This window comes from Streptosporangium sp. NPDC023825, from assembly GCF_040639575.1.
Classification (GTDB): Bacteria; Actinomycetota; Actinomycetes; order Streptosporangiales; family Streptosporangiaceae; genus Streptosporangium.
Map to the genome: position 1 here is coordinate 1 of NZ_JBFAAE010000019.1, position 16,227 is coordinate 16,227.

A 16,227-nucleotide genomic window follows, 5' to 3' on the forward strand; every position below is an offset into this window, starting at 1 on the left:
CAGTCCGACCAGAATAAGAGAATTCGTCAAGGCGGCACTCGTACCGATCCATTTCGAGCACTGCTACATAGCGAACTCCTGCTGAGATCACCTCAGTGACGATCCGGGATCGGGGACCTTGGCTGGTCGCCCGCGACTTCCTTTTCTCTCGGTAGCCATGCGCGTACTCCCTGTTGTTTTGCTGTTCGTTGCGAGCAAATCAGGTCGTGCGGTCTGCTGTCAGCACCTTGAGCAGGCCGGATCGTGAGAGATGGACGCCATGAGCATCGACTCGGTATGTGCCCTCGATCAGCTGAAGAAACTCACTCCCGAGAACGCGGGCGACGTTGCCCGATCTCATTTGGGAAAGACGTGCCGGATGGCCCCCCGGCGGTAATCACTATGAGTCCGTGCCAGGTCGTCGAGCGAGATCACCCCGCCTGAAAACACGCAGGTAGTCACGACCAGCGAACTCAAGGGCATCGTAAAAACGGCTCCGCCGGGCGAGTAGCGTCACCCGGCAGAGCCTTGATCGCACAGGAAGGTGCGACCCATGGCCAACCCTAGTAGAACCCCTAGGATCGTCAGAGTCCGCTGGCATGCCGAGCAGCCGCCCTCGCCCCTCGGCTGCCGCTGGTGCGGCCATCCCCCGTACGCGCACGACGCCGCCAGCCTGCCGCATCGGCCCGGTCACCTGTGGGAGCAGCCCACCCCGGCCCAGGTCCGTACCCGCATGACGGCCCGGCGCCGCCTCGGCCTCTGCGGTCGGCTGCCTTCGGCCGTACCGGCCGCACACCCGGTGCCCGCCGCGCCGAATCCATCCACCGCCGTGGCCACACGCTCGACGATCCGGCCCCTCGCGGGTTCTCCGGCGGGCAGGGGACGCCACGCGCGACCGGCCTCGATAGCCGCGCCGCCGCCGTACGGACAGCCTTCGTCCAGGCAGCAGCCGTACGGACGGGAGTCGCCAGGTGTACGGCCCTGGCCGGGCAGGCGCGAGTCGTACCGGAAAGGGGTGACGGCATGAGCCCGCCACCCATCGAAGCGACCGGCACGACAACGACCGCCGAAACAACGGAAACCCTCTCCGCGCCCCTCTCCTGTGAACCCGGTGAGGACGACACCGGCGCGCCGGCACTCCGGTTCACCGGCTGGTGTCTCTGGTACGGCAAGGCCACCGAACGCTGGTGGGCGCTCTCCCCCGCCTGGTGCCGGGAGCGCGTCGGCCTGGTCGAGGCCGACACCTTCGCCGAGCTGGTCGCGCGGATGCGGCACATCGAGGACTTCCGTCCCCACCCCGCCTCCGACCAGCGTGAACGGCCACGGCGTCCTCTCCCCACGACCGTTCCAGAGCCACGGCCTGAAGGTGTCGACGGCACCGAGGACGTCAGGTTCGCGGAAAGGGACGCCGGGGGCGAGACGGAAAGGGACGCCGAGGGCGGGAAGAGCATCGCGGTCACGAGGAAGGGGGGTGGGAGGGATGGCGGGGCGACTCCTCTCCGTGCTCGTCGGCGTGTTCGCTGACCGGTTCCGGGTGACGGCCGACGACGCCACGGAACCGGCCCACGCAGGTCCGGCCCACACGGGTCCGGCCTACACGGGAGCGGTATGGTCGCCGCACCTGGGCCACGTACCCGGGTGGTCGACGCCCTCGGGTCACCCGGGTTACGCGGGTTACGCGGGTTACGCGGGTCACGTACCCACTAGCTCTCCCGTGATCTCTCAGCGCTTCGGGGCCACCCGCGACCAGGTCAGGCCCGCCCGAAGTTTCGTCGCCGAGATCCTCGGGGACGGCCACCCGCTGCATGACGACGCCGTGCTCCTCACCAGCGAACTCGCCACCAACGCCGTCGAGCACTCCGCCCAACCAGTTGATACCGGCACCGGGTGGGACGGTACGGGACCAGGCGAGCGGCCAGGGGAATTCGTCGTCACGGTGGCCTTCCTCCCGCACGGCGTCGTCGTCACCGTCCAGGATCCCGGCTCCGCACGGATCCCCTGCGTAAGGAACTCCGGGCCGGACGCCACGGGTGGCCGGGGGCTGATGCTCGTCAACGACCTCGCGACCCGCTGGGGATTCCACCGCGACGGCACCGGGACCGTCATCTGGTTCGAGCTCGGCTCACCCGGCTGAGAACCCGGGCAGGGCCGGTGGACCGGTGTGATGATGCGAGCCCTGGAGGGACTCGTACCACCACACCGGTCCACCGGAAGCAACCGAGAGGCGAGAAACGGATACGAGGACGATGCCAAGCTCTCGAAGTCGAGAACATCCGCCTCCGGTCCGAGCTGAGAAAGGCGCGTGAGGAAAAGCGCGAGCTTGAACAACGGCTTGAGCTCTATGCGATGGCCATCAACGAACTGGCCACCTCTCGCAGCGAAGACGGAGCCGACATCACCCCTCTGAGGCGCTGACCTCAGAGGGTGTCTTCGATCCCCGCTGGCGATCACTGAGCGGTCCGACAGCGGCATGAGCGGAAGTCACCAGTGAGCCTGTCGACGCGATGGCGTCCTTGATCGCTTGCGCGTCGCTGTCGAGGAGCCGCCTCTCGCGTTCCACCGGATCGGGAATGATGGTCCAACCGTCTCCCGCATAGCGCGGGATGACGTGAAGGTGGAAGTGGAAGACCGTCTGGAAGGCGGCTTCGCCGTCACAGAGGAAGACGTTGATCCCCTCGCAACGCATGCTCGAGCGTCGCAAGGCTCGTGCCATGTCATGACCGACCGACCACACGTGAGCGCTCGTGGCTCCGTCGATGTCTTCAAGGCCCACCGCGTGCTCGCGTGGCACGACAAGAAGATGGCCGGGTGCGACGGGGTTCAGGTCCATGAAGGCGACAACGGTCTCGTCCTCGTACACCACACTGGCCTCGGCCTGCCGGGCCGCGATGGCGCAGAAGATGCACCCCTGCGCCGCCGACGTCGCGCTCTGTGTCATGCGCGCAATGGTCCCAGCGCGTCCGGACAGGTGCCATTCATTTGATGCTGGAGCCTGATCCCTGACGACCGCTCATCATCGGCTGCTTGTCCCATTGACCCAGGATCGGCACCCGGCCCGGGAGCCTGATGGCACACCGCTGCTGTCCGGGCTACGGGGGAACCTCAAAGGCCCCTGACCACTGGTGAGGGCACGGTCTGACCCCAGGACTCGAACATCGGTCCGGTGCGGGAAAGTGCTCACTCACCAGTGGCTACCAGGCCCCGAGTCTGCCCGATCAGCTGACCCGGTGGCTCCCGTCAGCGCCAGATGACGGCCTGGGTGTGGCGACCGGTGGTCCAGTGGTAGGTGACGGAGCCGACGATCCAGCCCTGGTTGTTGATGTCGTGAGCTTGGGCGCTGGTTACCTTCGCGTCTGTGGGCAGCGGCAGGGTACGGGGCTGGGTGGTGGGGGTGTCCCACAGGGCGGTGAAGCCGTACGGGTTGCCGACCTTGCTGTAGCTGCCGACGATCTGGCCGCGGTCGTTGATGGCGACGGCGCCGGCGTTGGAGACGTCGGCGGGCAGGGGAAGGGCCGTCATGGAGGAGCCGTTCCAGAAGAAGCCGCGACGGCGGCCGTCGGTCGTATCGGAGTTGCCGACCACCTGGCCGAGGTTGTTGATCGAATTGGGGGCGCTCATCCCGCCGAACGTGCCAAGATCGCGGCCGGTGCCGTTGTGCCACAGGTACGCCCGGTAGATCGGCAGCGGGAGACCGCTCTCGTTGACGACGTAGTTCTCGGCGCCCACCACCTGGCCGTGGTCGTTGACGGCGTCGGCGACCAGGCCGGGGCGGCGGTCGATGACGGTTTTGACGTCACCGGACAGCAGGACGGCGCGCTGTTCGGCGAAGCCGGGAGTGGGCGCGAAACTGATGACGATGTGCCCGTTGGCGACCTCTGCGTCGCAGTAGCCGGGGGCGCCGTGCGCGCCGAGGTCCTCCATCTTGCCGTTGTGCCAGAGGAAGGGAGTCCACTGGCCCGAGGGCAGCTCGCTGCAGCCAACGACGCGGCCGTCGTCGTCGATGCCGGAGGCGAAGCTGGTCTCGCCGCCGAGCGTGCCGAGGTCGGTCATCGTGCCGTTCTTCCACAGGAACGCATGGCTGAGCCCGGACTCCAGCGGGCTGTCGCCGACGACGTGGCCGTGGTTGTTGATGCCTCGGGCGATGCTCCATATGCCGCCGAGGGTGCCGAGGTGGACGACGCGGAGGCGCTCCGGACTCGCTGCCGCGGCTGGCGAGGAGAGCGGGGCCAACGACGCGGTCGCGATCAGAGCGATGGTCATGGCATGGCGGAAGAATCGGCGCATGTAGAGGATTCCCTTCAAGGCGCACGGATGTAGTGATCACGATAAGCACCGGACCGGCCGCCTTTTCTCACGAGATCCTTACGTCTCGCCCGCGGCTCACAAGATCAAGGTCACCTTGCGGGAGGTCTCTCCGCCGGTGTCGCGGCGTGTTCACGTGCGGCGTGTTCACGTGCCGTCGAACGGCGAGCCTGGCCGAGCCGCACAAGGTGATCCAGGTCGCGACGGGCTCAGCAGAGGATTGCCGCGCACCCGGCCGAGGAGTGACGGAATCCTCGCCTGAGAGGCCGAGATGGTCGCCCGGGTCCTTTTTCTTGGGTCCTGTGGTTGATCCGGTGTTCGCGGTCTTCACGGACGGCCGGCGGCCGCGGCGGCGAGGTCCTCGGCCGGGAGCCAGTGTGCGGTGGGCTCGTAGTGAAGCCATCCTTCCTGCCGGGCGGTGGCGGTGGCGGTGTGCAGCAGCCGGTTCAGGAGCGGATGGTCGTTGCGGCGCCGCCAGACCAGCGACCACGGGTAGAGCGGGGTGGGATCGGCCAGCGGGATCAGCGCCGTGTCCGCGATGTCGGCGGTCTGGGCGTTGGCGTCGATCAGCCACACGCGGTCGGTACGGGCGTGGAGCTGCGCCACCACCTGCTCCAGCGTGGCCAGCGCCGGCCCGATGGCCAGAGGGACGGCGAAATGGTCACTGAAGGCGCGCATATAGCCGTCCAGCTCGGTGGCGCCCGCCAGGGCCGGTGTCCAGATCCCGCAGGAACGCAGGTCGGCCGGGCGCAGGCGGGACCGCGCCGCCAGCTGATGGCGGCGTGACATCAGCGCGTACAGCGGCTCGAACCTCAGGGGCTGATGAGCCAGGTCCTCCAACCGGGAGGGGGCGAGGCCGTGCACCCGGCCGAAGGCCACGTCGATCTCGGCGCGCCGCAGCGCCGACAGGGCGGTCCCCAGGCTGTGCCGGCTGCTCAGCTCCAGCGGCAGGTCGACCAGGTCGATCAGCCAGCGCATCAGAAAGGAGCCTGCGATGGGGCGGAAGGTGTCGAGCCGCAGCGGACGGCAGTCGAGCCGGGCGGCGGCCACGATCTCCTCGGCCGCGGCCAGGGTCTGGCGCGTCAGGGGCAGCAGCCGCCGTCCCAGGTCGGTCAGCTCGACGAGGTGATGACCGCGCACGAACAGCGATCCGCCCAGGGTCTCCTCCAGGCGCCGGATGCGAAGCGACAGCGCCTGCTGGGTGAGGCACAGCCGGGCCGCGGCCCGTCCGAAGTGCAGTTCCTCGGCGGTCGTGACGAACGCCTGAAGCTGTCGAAGGTCGAGATCCACCCCCACACGCTGCAGCGACAAGCAACGCTTGTCAAGAAGGGAAGGTCTTGTTGGACACCGCGCGCCGGCGAGCGGTGGAGTGGATCTCATGGATGAGGACACCCGGTCGGGCGAAACGGTCCGAGACACGACCGTCCGAGACACGACCGCCACCGCCGACGTGACCGGTGCGGCCGAGGGCGATGCGGCGGAGGGCGGCGCGGCGGAGGGCGGTGCGGCGGATCCGCGCCGCTGGCGCGCGCTGGCGGTGCTGGCGATGGTGCAGTTCATGTTCACCGTGGACAGCTCGATCGTGAACGTCGCGCTGCCCTCGCTGCAACGTGACCTGGGCGCCTCGACGGCGGACCTCGCCTGGGTGGTCAACGCCTATGTCGTGACCGCGGGCGGGCTGCTGCTGCTCGGCGGGCGGCTGGCCGACCTGTGGGGCAGGCGCCGCATGTTCCTGCTGGGCACGGCGATCTTCGCGCTGGCGTCACTGGCCAGCGGGGTCGCGGCGAACACCGGCATGCTGGTGGCCAGCCGGTTCGGGCAGGGCCTGGGCGAGGCGCTGGCGGCGCCGGCCGCCCTGTCGATCATCGTGCTGACCTTCCGCGACGGTCGCGAGAAGGCCCGCGCCCTGGCGATCTGGGGAGGGCTGAGCGGGCTGGGCGCCACGGTGGGGGTGTTGATGTCCGGGGCACTGACCGAACTGGCGGGCTGGCGCTGGATCTTCCTGATCAACCTGCCGGTCGCCGCGGTGGCGTTGTTGCTCGCGCCGCGGCTGGTGAAGGCGCGGCCGGGCAGCGGCGGCGGCCACGGGGTGGACTGGGCGGGGGCGGTACTCGTCACGACCGGCCTGATCGCGCTCATCTCCGCCCTGCTGTCGGCCGGTCACCGCGGGTGGGGCACCTCGGCCACCCTCGTCCCCCTGGGCGCGGGACTGGCCGCGCTGGCCGCCTTCCTCGTCGTGCAGGCGCGGGCCGCCTCGCCGCTGGTGCCGCCGCGCTTCTTCGCGAGCCGCGTCCGCCTGTCGGCGAACCTGGCGACGGTCACGCTGGCCAGCGGGATGGCGGCGACGATGTTCCTGCTCACCCTGTACATGCAGAACGTGCTCGGCTACCGGCCGCTGGCCACCGGGCTGGCCTACCTGCCGTTCTGCGTGGCCTTCCTCGGCGGGCTGATGGTCTCGACCGTGCTGACCGACCGGCTCGGTACCGCGCTCACCAGCGGCGCCGGTCTCGTCCTCAGCGCCGCGGGCATGCTGTACGTGGCGCTGAGGATGTCGGTCGCCGGCGGTTACGCCGTTGACGTGCTGCCCGCCATGGTGATGATCGCCGCGGGACTGGGGATCGCCTTTCCCGCGCTGCAGAACGCGGCGCTGCACGGAGTGACCGACGAGGACGCCGGGCTCGGTTCCGGGGTGCAGACGACCATGCAGCAACTGGGCAGCGCCCTGGGGCTGGCCGTCTTCGCCGCGATCGCGATAGGCCGTACCGGCGTGGCGCTGGAGGCCGGCGACTCCTCCCCGGCGGCGGCCGTCAGCGGCTACCGGTGGGCCTTCCTGGCCGCGGCGGGCGCCCTGGTCCTGGCCTCCGTGCTGGTGTCGGCGACGGTGTGGCGCGCCGGAGCGGATCGTACGAGAAAGCCCGCCGTGTGACCGGAGGCGAGGAACTCCGCCGCGGCGTGAACGTGGCACGCCGGTGTCGCCGGACTCCCGCGCCGTTCAGCCGGCCGGCTGCCATCGCCGGACGTGGGCGGCGCAGAACTCGCGGAAGCTCGTCGGCCGGTCACCGGTGACGTCGGCGACCGTCGTGGTGGTCCGGTCCTCGGCTCCGCCGGCGATGGCGTGGTCCATGCCGGACAGGAGGACGGCGAAGCGGCCGGGGATGCCGGCGCCGGTGAGCAGCTGCCGCATGACGTCCACCGTGACGCCGCGGTGCCGGACCGGGCGCCCGCTCAGCTCGGCGATGATCGCCGCGACCTCCGCGTAGCTCAGGGCCTGCGGGCCGGTCAGCAGGTGGTCGGTGTTGTGCGGTGTCGTGTCGGTGAGGGCGCGTACCGCCACGGCGGCGATGTCGGCCGCGTCGATGAAGCCGACCCGGCCGTCTCCGGTCGCGGTCACGATCTCGCCTCGTTCACGGATGCTGTGTGCGTGCATGTGGTCGTCGGCGAGGTTCTGCATGAACCAGGAGGGTCGCAGTACCGCCCACTCGGGGAACATCTCGGCGATGGCGGTGTGCACCAGCCCCAGACCGCTCCCGCCCGCCGGGATGGCCGACGAGCTGAGCAGGACGATCCGTCGCACGCCGGCGTCGCGGGCCAGGTCCAGGAACGGCCGCATCTGCCGCGCCGGCTCGACGACCCCGATCGGCGGCACCAGGTAGACGCCGCGTACGCCGTCCAGGGCCGCGGGGTGGGTGCTCCGGTCGTCCCAGTCGAAGCGCACGTGCCGCCGCGCGGCCCGCGGCTGCGCGGGCCGGCTCCGGTTCGCGGTCCGTACGCGGTGTCCCCGCCGGATGAGCCGGTCGGCGACGCGCCGGCCGGTGTTGCCGGTCGCGCCGGTCACCAGGACGGTGTCGGCCTCGGTCATCGGGTCGTGCCTGCCGCCGCGGCGCCCAGCTGGTCGTCGCCCAGTGCCTCGAGCGCGACCATCGGGTTCCAGTAGTCCCGGTAGTGGACGACCTTTCCGTGGGCGACGGTGACCACGGCGATGTAGGAGATCTCGTACGGCTTGCCGGTGGCCACGACCTTTCCGGAGGCGGTGAACTCGGCGACGACGACCGCCGGATCGGCCGTTTCGTGCACGGTGAGGGCGGTGACCTCGGCGATGTCGAGCTTGTCGGGGTAGTCGATGAGGTAGTCCGTGATGGCGGCGATCCCGTCGAGGCGGCGCGGCGATCCGGGCGGCGCGAAGGGGAACTCGGCCACCGCGTCCTCGTGCCACAACTCGAGGTAGGCCCGCATGTCCTTGGCGAGCAACAGGTCCACGCCGCGCCGGAAGACGGCGGCTGTCGTGTCGGTCATGTCTCTCCCGTGGTCGAAGGACGCTCCGCGATATGATTCGGACCGCCGGTCCATTTAATATACGGACCGGTGGTCCGAATCACCAAACCGAAGGGGCGGGACATGACGGCGGCAGGGCGCAAGGAGCGGGCGGACGCCGTCCGCAACCGGGAGGCGGTGCTGGCCGCCGCGGCCCGCCTGCTCGACGCCGCGGACGATCCCGGTGACGTGTCCATGAACGACATCGCGGCCGCCGCCGGCGTCGGCAAGGGAACCCCGTTCCGGGGATTCGGTGACCGGATCGGCCTTCTCCAGGCCCTCGTCGAGCAACGCGGCGAGCGGTTGCGCGCCGAACTCGCGGCGGGCGAATCGTCGTCCGGCCCGGTGGAGCGGGCGACGGCGATGCTCGACGCGATCCTGCGGTTCAAGCTCGCGAACCGCTCGCTGATGCTCGCCCTGGAGAACGCCGGCAGCGGCAGCCCGTACCGGAACTCGACGTACGACCGGTGGCACAGGCACCTGGCGGAGATCGTCGCCGAGGTTCACCGGCCGGACGACGCCGACTACCTGGCCCACGCGTTGCTCGCCGCCGTGCGCAGTGATCTCATCGAGCATCTCGGCGACCAGCCACCGGAACGAACTCGCGACGGCCTCGCCTGTCTCGTACGCGTCGTTCTCGCCGGCGATCCCGCCGGCCGGGCCCCGGAGCCCGACCGGCCCCGGTGACGCGCCGGCATGCGCCGTCACGCGTCGAGGCGCGCTCCGGTGAGCTTCTCGCTGAGGTCCCACAGCCGGGCCGCGGAGTCCGGGTCGATCGAGTAGGGCATGACGCCGAAGGCGAGGGACTCACCGGTTCGCACCCGCTCCTCGGCGATGGCGACGGGATCGTCGCCCTCGGGGACGAGCGGGGCGATGTCGGAGTTCTCGCAGTAGACGCCGCCGAGCCCGTCGAGCTGCGGGCCGGTGGCGCACCACACGCTCGTCGCGGCGCCCTGCTGGGGGCTCTTCTTGTTTCGCGACGGGTCGATGAGCGGTTCGCCGTTCTCGTCGATCATGCCCATCCGCTGGAGGAGTTCCGGGTCGGTGTGCCGTACGAGCGGGGTGAGGATCCTGCCCGGGTGCAGGGAGAACGCCCGGACTCCGCGGTCGCGTCCACGCCGGTCGAGCTCGACGGCGAAGAGGTTGTTGGCCGTCTTCGACTGGCCGTACGCGCCCATCGGGTCGTACGGGCGGCGCTCGAAGTGCACGTCGTCCCAGACGATGCCGGACTCGCGGTGTCCCCACGACGAGACCGCGACCACCCTGGCGCCCTCGGCCCGCAGCAGCGCGGGCCAGAGCCGGAGCGTCAGCTGGAAGTGGCCGAGGTGGTTGGTCGCGAACTGGGACTCGTGGCCGCGCGCGTCGCGCGAGAGCGGGACGGCCATGATCCCGGCGCTGTTGATCAGCATGTGCAGCGGCCGGTCACCGTCGAGGAAGCGGCCGGCGAACGCGTCGACCGACGCGGGGTCCTGGAGGTCCATCGGTTCGAGCTGGACGCCGTCGACGCCGGCGAGGGTCTCGGCCGCCTTCTCGCGGTTCCGTACGGGAACGACGACCTCCGCTCCCGCCGCGCGCAGCGCGCGGACCGTCTCGACACCGAGGCCGGAGTAGCCGCCCGTGACGATCGCGGTCCTGCCGGTGAGGTCGGCACCGGCGACGACCTCGGCCGCGGTCGTCGCGGGACCGTATCCGGTGCCGAGCGGGGTCTGCGGTGTGAGTGCGGGCGCGGTCATGCGATCGCCTCCCAGAGGTCGGGACCCGGGTGGCCGGGCTTGATGTGGCGCATGGGTTCTCCTACGACGGCCAACAAAACGGAGGATTCTCCGTTTACATGGGATCGACGATAACGGAGGCTCCTCCACTTAGCAAACGTGCCGTATTCCCTCGCAAGCACCCCGGTTCCCTGGGAAGCACTCCGGTCGGGGACCGGCACCCGCGATCACAGCGTTCCGCCGGCGGCGAGTCGCATGAGGTCGGTGGTGAAGTCGACGTCGTCGGCGCTGCGTTCGGCGCGGGTGGCGTTGCCGCCGAACTGGTGCTGGTAGCCGGTCCACGCGCTGTCGGCGATCGACCGGCCGACGCCACTGCGCAGCAGGAGGACGAGTTCGGTGGCGGCTCGCTGGATCCGGTCGCCGAGCGCGGCCTGCCCCCAGTCCTCGGGTGCGGCGAAGAGGGAGGTGGGCACGGGGAGAGCGCGCATGAAGGCGAACAGGGGCCGGAGGTGCTCGTCGACGACCATGGCGTGCCGGGCCGTGCCCGCGGTGGCGGCGAGGATGACGGGTTTGGCGATGAGCAGGTCGTTGTCGAGGATGTCGGCGAAGGACTTCATCAGCCCGCTGATGCCCGCCTTGTACACGGGTGTGCTGGCGATGACGGCGTCGGCGGCGGCAAGGCGTTCGAACACCGCCTTGAGGCGCTCGCCGGGAAATCCGGAGACGATCGCCTGGGCGATGTCGACCGCGAGCGGTCCGAGCTCGATGACCCCGACGGTCGCGGGCGTGCCGGATTCACGGAGCAGGTCGAGCACCTTCTGCACCGTGCGGTCCGCGAGAAGGCGGGTGGAGGAGGGCTCGCTCACGCCGGCGCTGACGACGACGAGGCGCAGGGGCTCGTCCGGTCCGGATGAATCGTGCGGGTCGAAGGTGTCGGGGCTCATTCGGGGTTCCTTCTCGTTCTCTTCGGGGTGGCGGCGGTCGCCGCCTCGTGCTCGGCGGCTTCGAGGAGCCTGAGGCTGAGGTCGCGGACCATCTCCAGCTGACCGGGGTCCAGGGCCCGGGTCATCGCCCGGGCCACATGTCGCGCGTGGGCGGTGCCGGCGCGTCGCTGGACCTCCACGCCGGCCGGCGTGAGGCGGATGCGACAGGCACGGGCGTCGTCCGGGTCGCCCTCCCGCTCGACGAGCCCGCGAGCTTCGAGCCGCGCGACGAGCCGGGACATGCCGGGCTGGGAGATCAGCACGTCGGAACCGAGCTCGGTGATCCGCAGCCCACGTCCCGCGGTGGAGAGCGCGTAGAGCACGCCGTACTCCCGCGGCAGCAGATCACCCCAGTGACCGGCCTCGGTGAACTCGCGGGCGATCGTGGCCTGCGCCCGGAAGAAGGCCTCCCACGCCTCGTTCGCGAGTCGGACGTTGCCCGCCACGGTCACACGACCGACGGGAAGCGTGCCGCGACGGCCGGGTCGCTGTCCTGGTACGGGGACGCGCCGGAGAGGTTGTCGCCGCGGTTCGGGTTCGGGCGCGGCTGCCGCGGCCGGGCGTCGCCGTACTTCTCCGCGACCAGGGTGCTGTGGACGGGGGCGTCGGGCACTCCGGGGGCGCGCCTGCCGGCCATCTCCTTGCGGAGCACCGGGACGACCTCGGTCCCGAGCAACTCGACCTGCTCGAGCGCCATCTCGACGGGCAGCCCCATGCCGTCGAGCGCGAAGAGCTGGCGCTGGTAGTCGCCGAAGCCCTCCTGGAAGGTGAGGGTCTTGTCGATGACCTCCTGCGGGCTGCCGACGCTCAACGGCGTGCGAGCCATGTAGTCATCGAGCGAGCTCCCCCGGAAGATCGGGTACTCCTCGAAGTACGGGCGGAAGGTGTTCACGGCGTCCTGGGAGCGCCGGGCGATGAACGCCTGCCCGCCGAGGCCGACGATCGCCTGCTCCCTCGTGCCGTGCCCGTAGTGCTCGAAACGCGCGCGGTAGAAGTCCACGAGCGGTTTGAAGTGCAGGTTCGGCGCCAGGATGTGGTTGGCGAAGTATCCGTTGCCGTAGAAAGCGGCCTGCTCGGCGATCTCGGGGGTGCGGATCGAGCCGTGCCAGACGAAGGGCGGCACATCGTCCAGGGGCCGCGGGGTCGAGGTGAAGCCCTGCAACGGGGTGCGGAAGGTGCCCTCCCAGTCCACGACATCCTCCCGCCAGAGCCGGTGCAACAGGTTGTAGTTCTCCAGAGCGAGAGCCACGCCCTGCCGGATGTCCTTTCCGAACCACGGATAGACCGGCACCGTGTTGCCACGTCCCAGCATGAGATCAAGCCGTCCCTTCGCCACGTGCTGGAGCATGGCGTAGTCCTCGGCGATCTTCACCGGGTCGTTCGTGGTCATGAGCGTGACCGAGGTGCTGAGGATGATGCGCTTGGTCAGCGCCGCGATGTGCGCCAGCAGGGTGGTGGGCGAGGACGGGACGAAGGGGGGATTGTGGTGCTCGCCGAGCGCGAACACGTCCAGCCCGACCTCGTCGGCCCGCTGCGCGATTCGCACGATGTTGCCGATGCGCTCCGCCTCGCTCTGGGTATGGCCGGTGACCGGGTCGGGCGCGATGTCACCGACCGTGAAGATTCCAAACTGCATGATATCCGCCTTTTTGGGTTGTTTCTGGACACCATAACAACATGCCTGCGCATGTATTCCCGCGATGGACACCAGCCCTACCTGGGCGCCCTCGGTGCCTTTCCGGGTGGCCACGAAGGTGATCGCCGCCAACGCCGGTCCTGGCGGTTCTGACAGCGGCGTTGATCAACGTAAGCTGTGGCTCGTCAACGCCCGAGGTTCCGGAACGCTGCGAGGGTGGGTGGATGCGGACGATCCTCTTGCAGACCGAGGTCTCCGACGCCGAACAGGCCGTCATCGAGCTCTCTCCGGGCCGCGAGATCACCTTTGGGCGCGGGACGGCGGACGCCCCGGTCGACTTCCCTCTCGACCACCCGGGGATATCCCGGCGGGCCGGGATCATACGGGCCGTAGAGGATTACTGGCTGCTCACCAATCTCAGCCATGACTCCACCCTTGTCGTGGAGAATCCCGAGGGGGGCGGGGAGTTCCTCAAGGTGGCTCCGCGCCGGGCGGCCGCGCCCATACCGTTCGAGTTCGCCCGGGTGGCGCTCCCGGTGGCGGGTGGCGCCTGTTCCTTTCTGGTCTTCGCCTCACAGCACAGCTTCATCGACCCCGACGCGCCCGAGGCCGCGATGGCCGGTGAGCCGACGATCTCCGGCTTTCCCCTGGACGAGACGGCGAAATACTTCCTCGTGCTGATCGCGCTCTGCGAGCCGCGCCTTCGCGACTGCACGTCCGCGGTCATCCCGACGGTGCCGGAGGTGCTGGAGCGGTTGCACGAGGTCCCCGGCTGCGCGGGACTGACCCGGACCGCGGTCAACTTCCACATCGACTATCTCGCGCGGACGAAACTGCGCGTCAAGCCGTCGTCCGGTTCGCGCAAGGCCGACTGGCAGCGCGCCGCGCTGGTCTCGGTCGCGCTGCGCTTCGACCTGGTGCGGGAGGAACACCTGAAATGGCTGAACACGTGATCGCGTCCGGCGTCCGGCCCGGTCGCGCGTGCCGGGCCGGACGCGCACGTGACCGTGTCTGACGTGCGACCCGGACGCGCACGTGACCGTGTCTGACGTGCGACCCGGACGCGTATGCGATCACGGCTGGTACTCGGCCCGGTGCTTCCGCACCCGTTCGACGAACGGCCGGATACGTTCGGGCACCCCGTTCTCCTCGCGGACCACGTCGTCGGAGGAGCGGAACGCCGCGGCTCCCAGCAGGCCGGGATCTCCGGGCACCCCGGCCATCAGGGGCAGCCGTGTGCACAGATAGCGGCCGACGGCGGGGATGGTGTCCTGGGGGGAGAAGGGCGGGGTGGGGATGACGCCGCGGCGGTCGGCGGGCAGGTAGTACTGCAGCACCGACGGCGTCCAGCGCGCGAGGCCGTACTCGTTCTTGGCCACGTCGTACAGCCCCGCGTCGAAGTTGCTCTCCGCCTTCAGGATGCCGGCGACCAGTGCCGGGCTCAGGCCCGGCTCGCCGCACATCGTGCCGGCCTCGACGATCAGGGCGCGGTACTCCTGGGGGATGTCGGAATCGGAGCGCAACCAGCGCCCGAACGGATCGGCCACCGACGAGTCGACCATCGCGGCCCCTGAGACGCCGGCCATCATCAGAAGGGCCGCGGCCATCGCCCCCGCGAGCCGTGTGCCCGTTCGCCGCAGCGGGGCCTCGGTCGTCCCGGCCAGCACCCGTGCCCGGTAGAGCTGGCGGGCCGCGCTGGGCCGGAGCCTCGGGTCGGGTGTCAGGCAGTCGGTCACCCAGGAGCGCCAGCCCTCGGGCAGCGAGACCGGAAGCGTCAGGGGTCGCTCGCCCGCGGCGTACTCGACGGCGGCCACATAGCGCGCGCGGGCGGTCGGGGCGTTGAAGGGAAGGTGGCCGGTGAGCAGCTGGCAGGCCGTCACGCCGAGCGCCCACACATCGGCCGAGGCCCACACGGCGTGTCCGCGTTCGCTCAGGGGCTCGCCCCAGCGCTCCGGAGGCACGTGGTCCACCGACCCCATCGGGGGAAGGTAGCCGTGGGTCCCGTCGATCTCGGTGGCCAGGCCGAAGTCGGCGAGACGCACCGAGCCGTCGGCCATCACGAGCACGTTGTTGGGCTTGAGGTCTCCGTGCACCCACCCCTCGGCGTGCATGTGCGCTACTCCCTCGCAGATCTCGGCGATCAGCCTCGGCGCGCCGGGAGCGGGGGCCCCTCCCCGGATCAGGTCGGCCAGTGACCGTTCCGCCAGGTCCATCACCAGGACGCACGCGCCGTCGAGTTCGGGATTTCCCGCGTCGTCGATGACGAGCGTTTCGTGTAATCGGATCAGGCGAGCGTGCCGCAGCCTGCTGTGCAGGCGTATCTCGCGCTGCGTCATGTCCTTGAGGTGTCCCAGCTGCCGCCGGGTGACCGTGCCCGTGGGCAGGAACTTCAACGCCGCGCGTGTCGCGCCCTCCCCGTCGCGTACTCCCAGGTAGACGCTCGCCCAGCTCCCCGTGGAGATGGGCCTGCCGACCTGCCAGTCACCGACGCGGTATCCGCGGGGAACACTGACCGCCCATCCCTCGGTGTCCATCGGTCTCCTGCCCTCCTTGCCGTTCCCGGCCGGACTCATCAGAGTGCGTCCCTTGAATGCTCATCGGCTTCACGTCGGGGAAGCCGATGTCCCTGCTCCTGCGACGGTTCCGGGGCCTGCGGCCGGGCCGATGCCGTTCAGGACGGTGGTGAGCAGGTCCTCGACGAAGCCGGGGGGCACCTCCAGGGCGGTCGCCGCGCCACCGCCGAGCAGGTGGGGCAGGACCAGCTCGTGGCAGGCGCCGATGATCATGGCGGCGGCGGCCTCGGGATTGGCGTCCGGGGCCAGGCGGCCGAGATCGCGCTCGGCGCGCAGGTACGTGGCCAGGTCCGCGCGCAGTCCGCGGCCGCCCGCCACCGGGTTGGGCAGGTTCGCGAACCGGATGAGGACCTCCGGCCGGCCGAGCAGGCCCGCGAAGGAGGGCAGGATCGCGACGTGCAGCGCCAGCCCCTGGGTGATGTAGGCGCGCAGGTTGTCCTCGACGGTGCCGCTTCCGGCCCTGGTGGGTCGCTCGCCCAGCCCGCGTTCGACGGTCTGGACGTGGGCGTGCAGGGCGAGCGCGAGCAGCTCCTCCTTGCCCGTGAAGTGGTTGTACAGCACACCGTCGGCGACCCTGGCCTCGCGGGCGATGTCGCGTACGGTGAGCCCGGCGGTACCGCGCTGGGCCATGAGGCGTTCGGCGGCGGCGATCAGGTGCTCGCGCAGGCTCTGATCGCCCTCGCCGTCACGCAGGGCCGCTGCTTTTCTCGGGGACATCACATCGCATCGTA

General features: G+C 70.2%; 16 protein-coding genes. 5 read left to right on the forward strand and 11 right to left on the reverse strand.

Going from position 1 to position 16,227, the window contains the following annotated elements:
- The first annotated feature begins 1,002 nt into the window (after positions 1-1,002).
- Both AB0G15_RS18540 and AB0G15_RS18545 read left to right on the forward strand, forming a co-directional pair.
- Entirely contained in the window at positions 1,003-1,503 is a 501-nt protein-coding gene (locus AB0G15_RS18540) for a hypothetical protein (protein ID WP_362840952.1), read from the forward strand.
- A 190-nt stretch (positions 1,504-1,693) separates the two neighbouring features.
- Positions 1,694-2,113, forward strand: coding sequence for an ATP-binding protein (locus tag AB0G15_RS18545; RefSeq protein ID WP_362840955.1), 420 nt, complete (start codon positions 1,694-1,696; stop codon positions 2,111-2,113).
- 261 nt (positions 2,114-2,374) lie between these two features.
- Here the strand turns inward: AB0G15_RS18545 and AB0G15_RS18550 are convergent, their stop codons facing one another.
- The 3 genes from AB0G15_RS18550 to AB0G15_RS18560 all read right to left on the reverse strand — a co-directional run bounded on the left by AB0G15_RS18550 (position 2,375) and on the right by AB0G15_RS18560 (position 5,592).
- A complete protein-coding gene (locus AB0G15_RS18550) occupies positions 2,375-2,917 on the reverse strand; it encodes an HIT family protein (RefSeq protein WP_362840958.1) in 543 nt (180 codons plus the stop codon).
- A gap of 299 nt (positions 2,918-3,216) precedes the next feature.
- Positions 3,217-4,239, reverse strand: coding sequence for a DUF3466 family protein (locus AB0G15_RS18555; RefSeq protein WP_362840961.1), 1,023 nt, complete (start codon positions 4,237-4,239; stop codon positions 3,217-3,219).
- Positions 4,240-4,608: 369 nt separating this feature from the next.
- Entirely contained in the window at positions 4,609-5,592 is a 984-nt protein-coding gene (locus AB0G15_RS18560) for a LysR family transcriptional regulator (RefSeq protein WP_362840964.1), read from the reverse strand.
- A 67-nt stretch (positions 5,593-5,659) separates the two neighbouring features.
- Between AB0G15_RS18560 and AB0G15_RS18565 the strand changes: the two genes are divergently transcribed.
- On the forward strand, positions 5,660-7,207 hold the full coding sequence (locus AB0G15_RS18565) for an MFS transporter (protein ID WP_362840967.1): 1,548 nt from the start codon (positions 5,660-5,662) through the stop codon (positions 7,205-7,207).
- Between the two features lie 66 nt (positions 7,208-7,273).
- Here AB0G15_RS18565 and AB0G15_RS18570 read toward each other — a convergent pair whose 3' ends face one another.
- Positions 7,274-8,140, reverse strand: a complete 867-nt coding sequence (locus AB0G15_RS18570; RefSeq protein WP_362840970.1) for an NAD(P)H-binding protein — start codon at positions 8,138-8,140, stop codon at positions 7,274-7,276.
- A complete protein-coding gene (locus tag AB0G15_RS18575; RefSeq protein WP_362840973.1) occupies positions 8,137-8,574 on the reverse strand; it encodes a nuclear transport factor 2 family protein in 438 nt (145 codons plus the stop codon). Before AB0G15_RS18575 ends, AB0G15_RS18570 begins: the two co-directional genes overlap by 4 nt.
- Positions 8,575-8,676: 102 nt before the next feature.
- Here AB0G15_RS18575 and AB0G15_RS18580 point away from each other — a divergent pair, with 102 nt between their 5' ends.
- The gene (locus tag AB0G15_RS18580; protein ID WP_362840976.1) at positions 8,677-9,279 is read left to right on the forward strand and encodes a TetR/AcrR family transcriptional regulator; all 603 of its coding nucleotides are present in this window, start codon (positions 8,677-8,679) and stop codon (positions 9,277-9,279) included.
- Between the two features lie 17 nt (positions 9,280-9,296).
- Here AB0G15_RS18580 and AB0G15_RS18585 read toward each other — a convergent pair whose 3' ends face one another.
- The 4 genes from AB0G15_RS18585 to AB0G15_RS18600 form a co-directional block, all read right to left on the reverse strand.
- Positions 9,297-10,325 carry an oxidoreductase gene (locus tag AB0G15_RS18585; protein WP_362840978.1) on the reverse strand — a complete coding sequence of 343 codons (1,029 nt, stop codon included), beginning with the start codon at positions 10,323-10,325 and terminating at the stop codon, positions 9,297-9,299.
- A gap of 206 nt (positions 10,326-10,531) precedes the next feature.
- On the reverse strand, positions 10,532-11,248 hold the full coding sequence (locus tag AB0G15_RS18590; protein ID WP_362840981.1) for a CE1759 family FMN reductase: 717 nt from the start codon (positions 11,246-11,248) through the stop codon (positions 10,532-10,534).
- Positions 11,245-11,733: a MarR family transcriptional regulator gene (locus AB0G15_RS18595; protein WP_362840984.1), complete on the reverse strand. Its 489-nt coding sequence runs from the start codon at positions 11,731-11,733 to the stop codon at positions 11,245-11,247. The genes AB0G15_RS18590 and AB0G15_RS18595 overlap by 4 nt, the downstream gene beginning before the upstream one ends.
- 2 nt (positions 11,734-11,735) lie before the next feature.
- Entirely contained in the window at positions 11,736-12,923 is a 1,188-nt protein-coding gene (locus AB0G15_RS18600; RefSeq protein WP_362840987.1) for a CE1758 family FMN-dependent luciferase-like monooxygenase, read from the reverse strand.
- A gap of 224 nt (positions 12,924-13,147) precedes the next feature.
- Between AB0G15_RS18600 and AB0G15_RS18605 the strand changes: the two genes are divergently transcribed.
- Entirely contained in the window at positions 13,148-13,876 is a 729-nt protein-coding gene (locus AB0G15_RS18605; protein ID WP_362840990.1) for a hypothetical protein, read from the forward strand.
- Positions 13,877-13,996: 120 nt separating this feature from the next.
- On the opposite strand, the gene AB0G15_RS18610 is transcribed toward AB0G15_RS18605, so the two are convergent.
- Both AB0G15_RS18610 and AB0G15_RS18615 read right to left on the reverse strand, forming a co-directional pair.
- Positions 13,997-15,457, reverse strand: coding sequence for a serine/threonine-protein kinase (locus AB0G15_RS18610; RefSeq protein WP_362840993.1), 1,461 nt, complete (start codon positions 15,455-15,457; stop codon positions 13,997-13,999).
- A 69-nt stretch (positions 15,458-15,526) separates the two neighbouring features.
- Entirely contained in the window at positions 15,527-16,213 is a 687-nt protein-coding gene (locus AB0G15_RS18615) for a helix-turn-helix domain-containing protein (RefSeq protein WP_362840996.1), read from the reverse strand.
- Positions 16,214-16,227 lie beyond the last annotated feature (14 nt).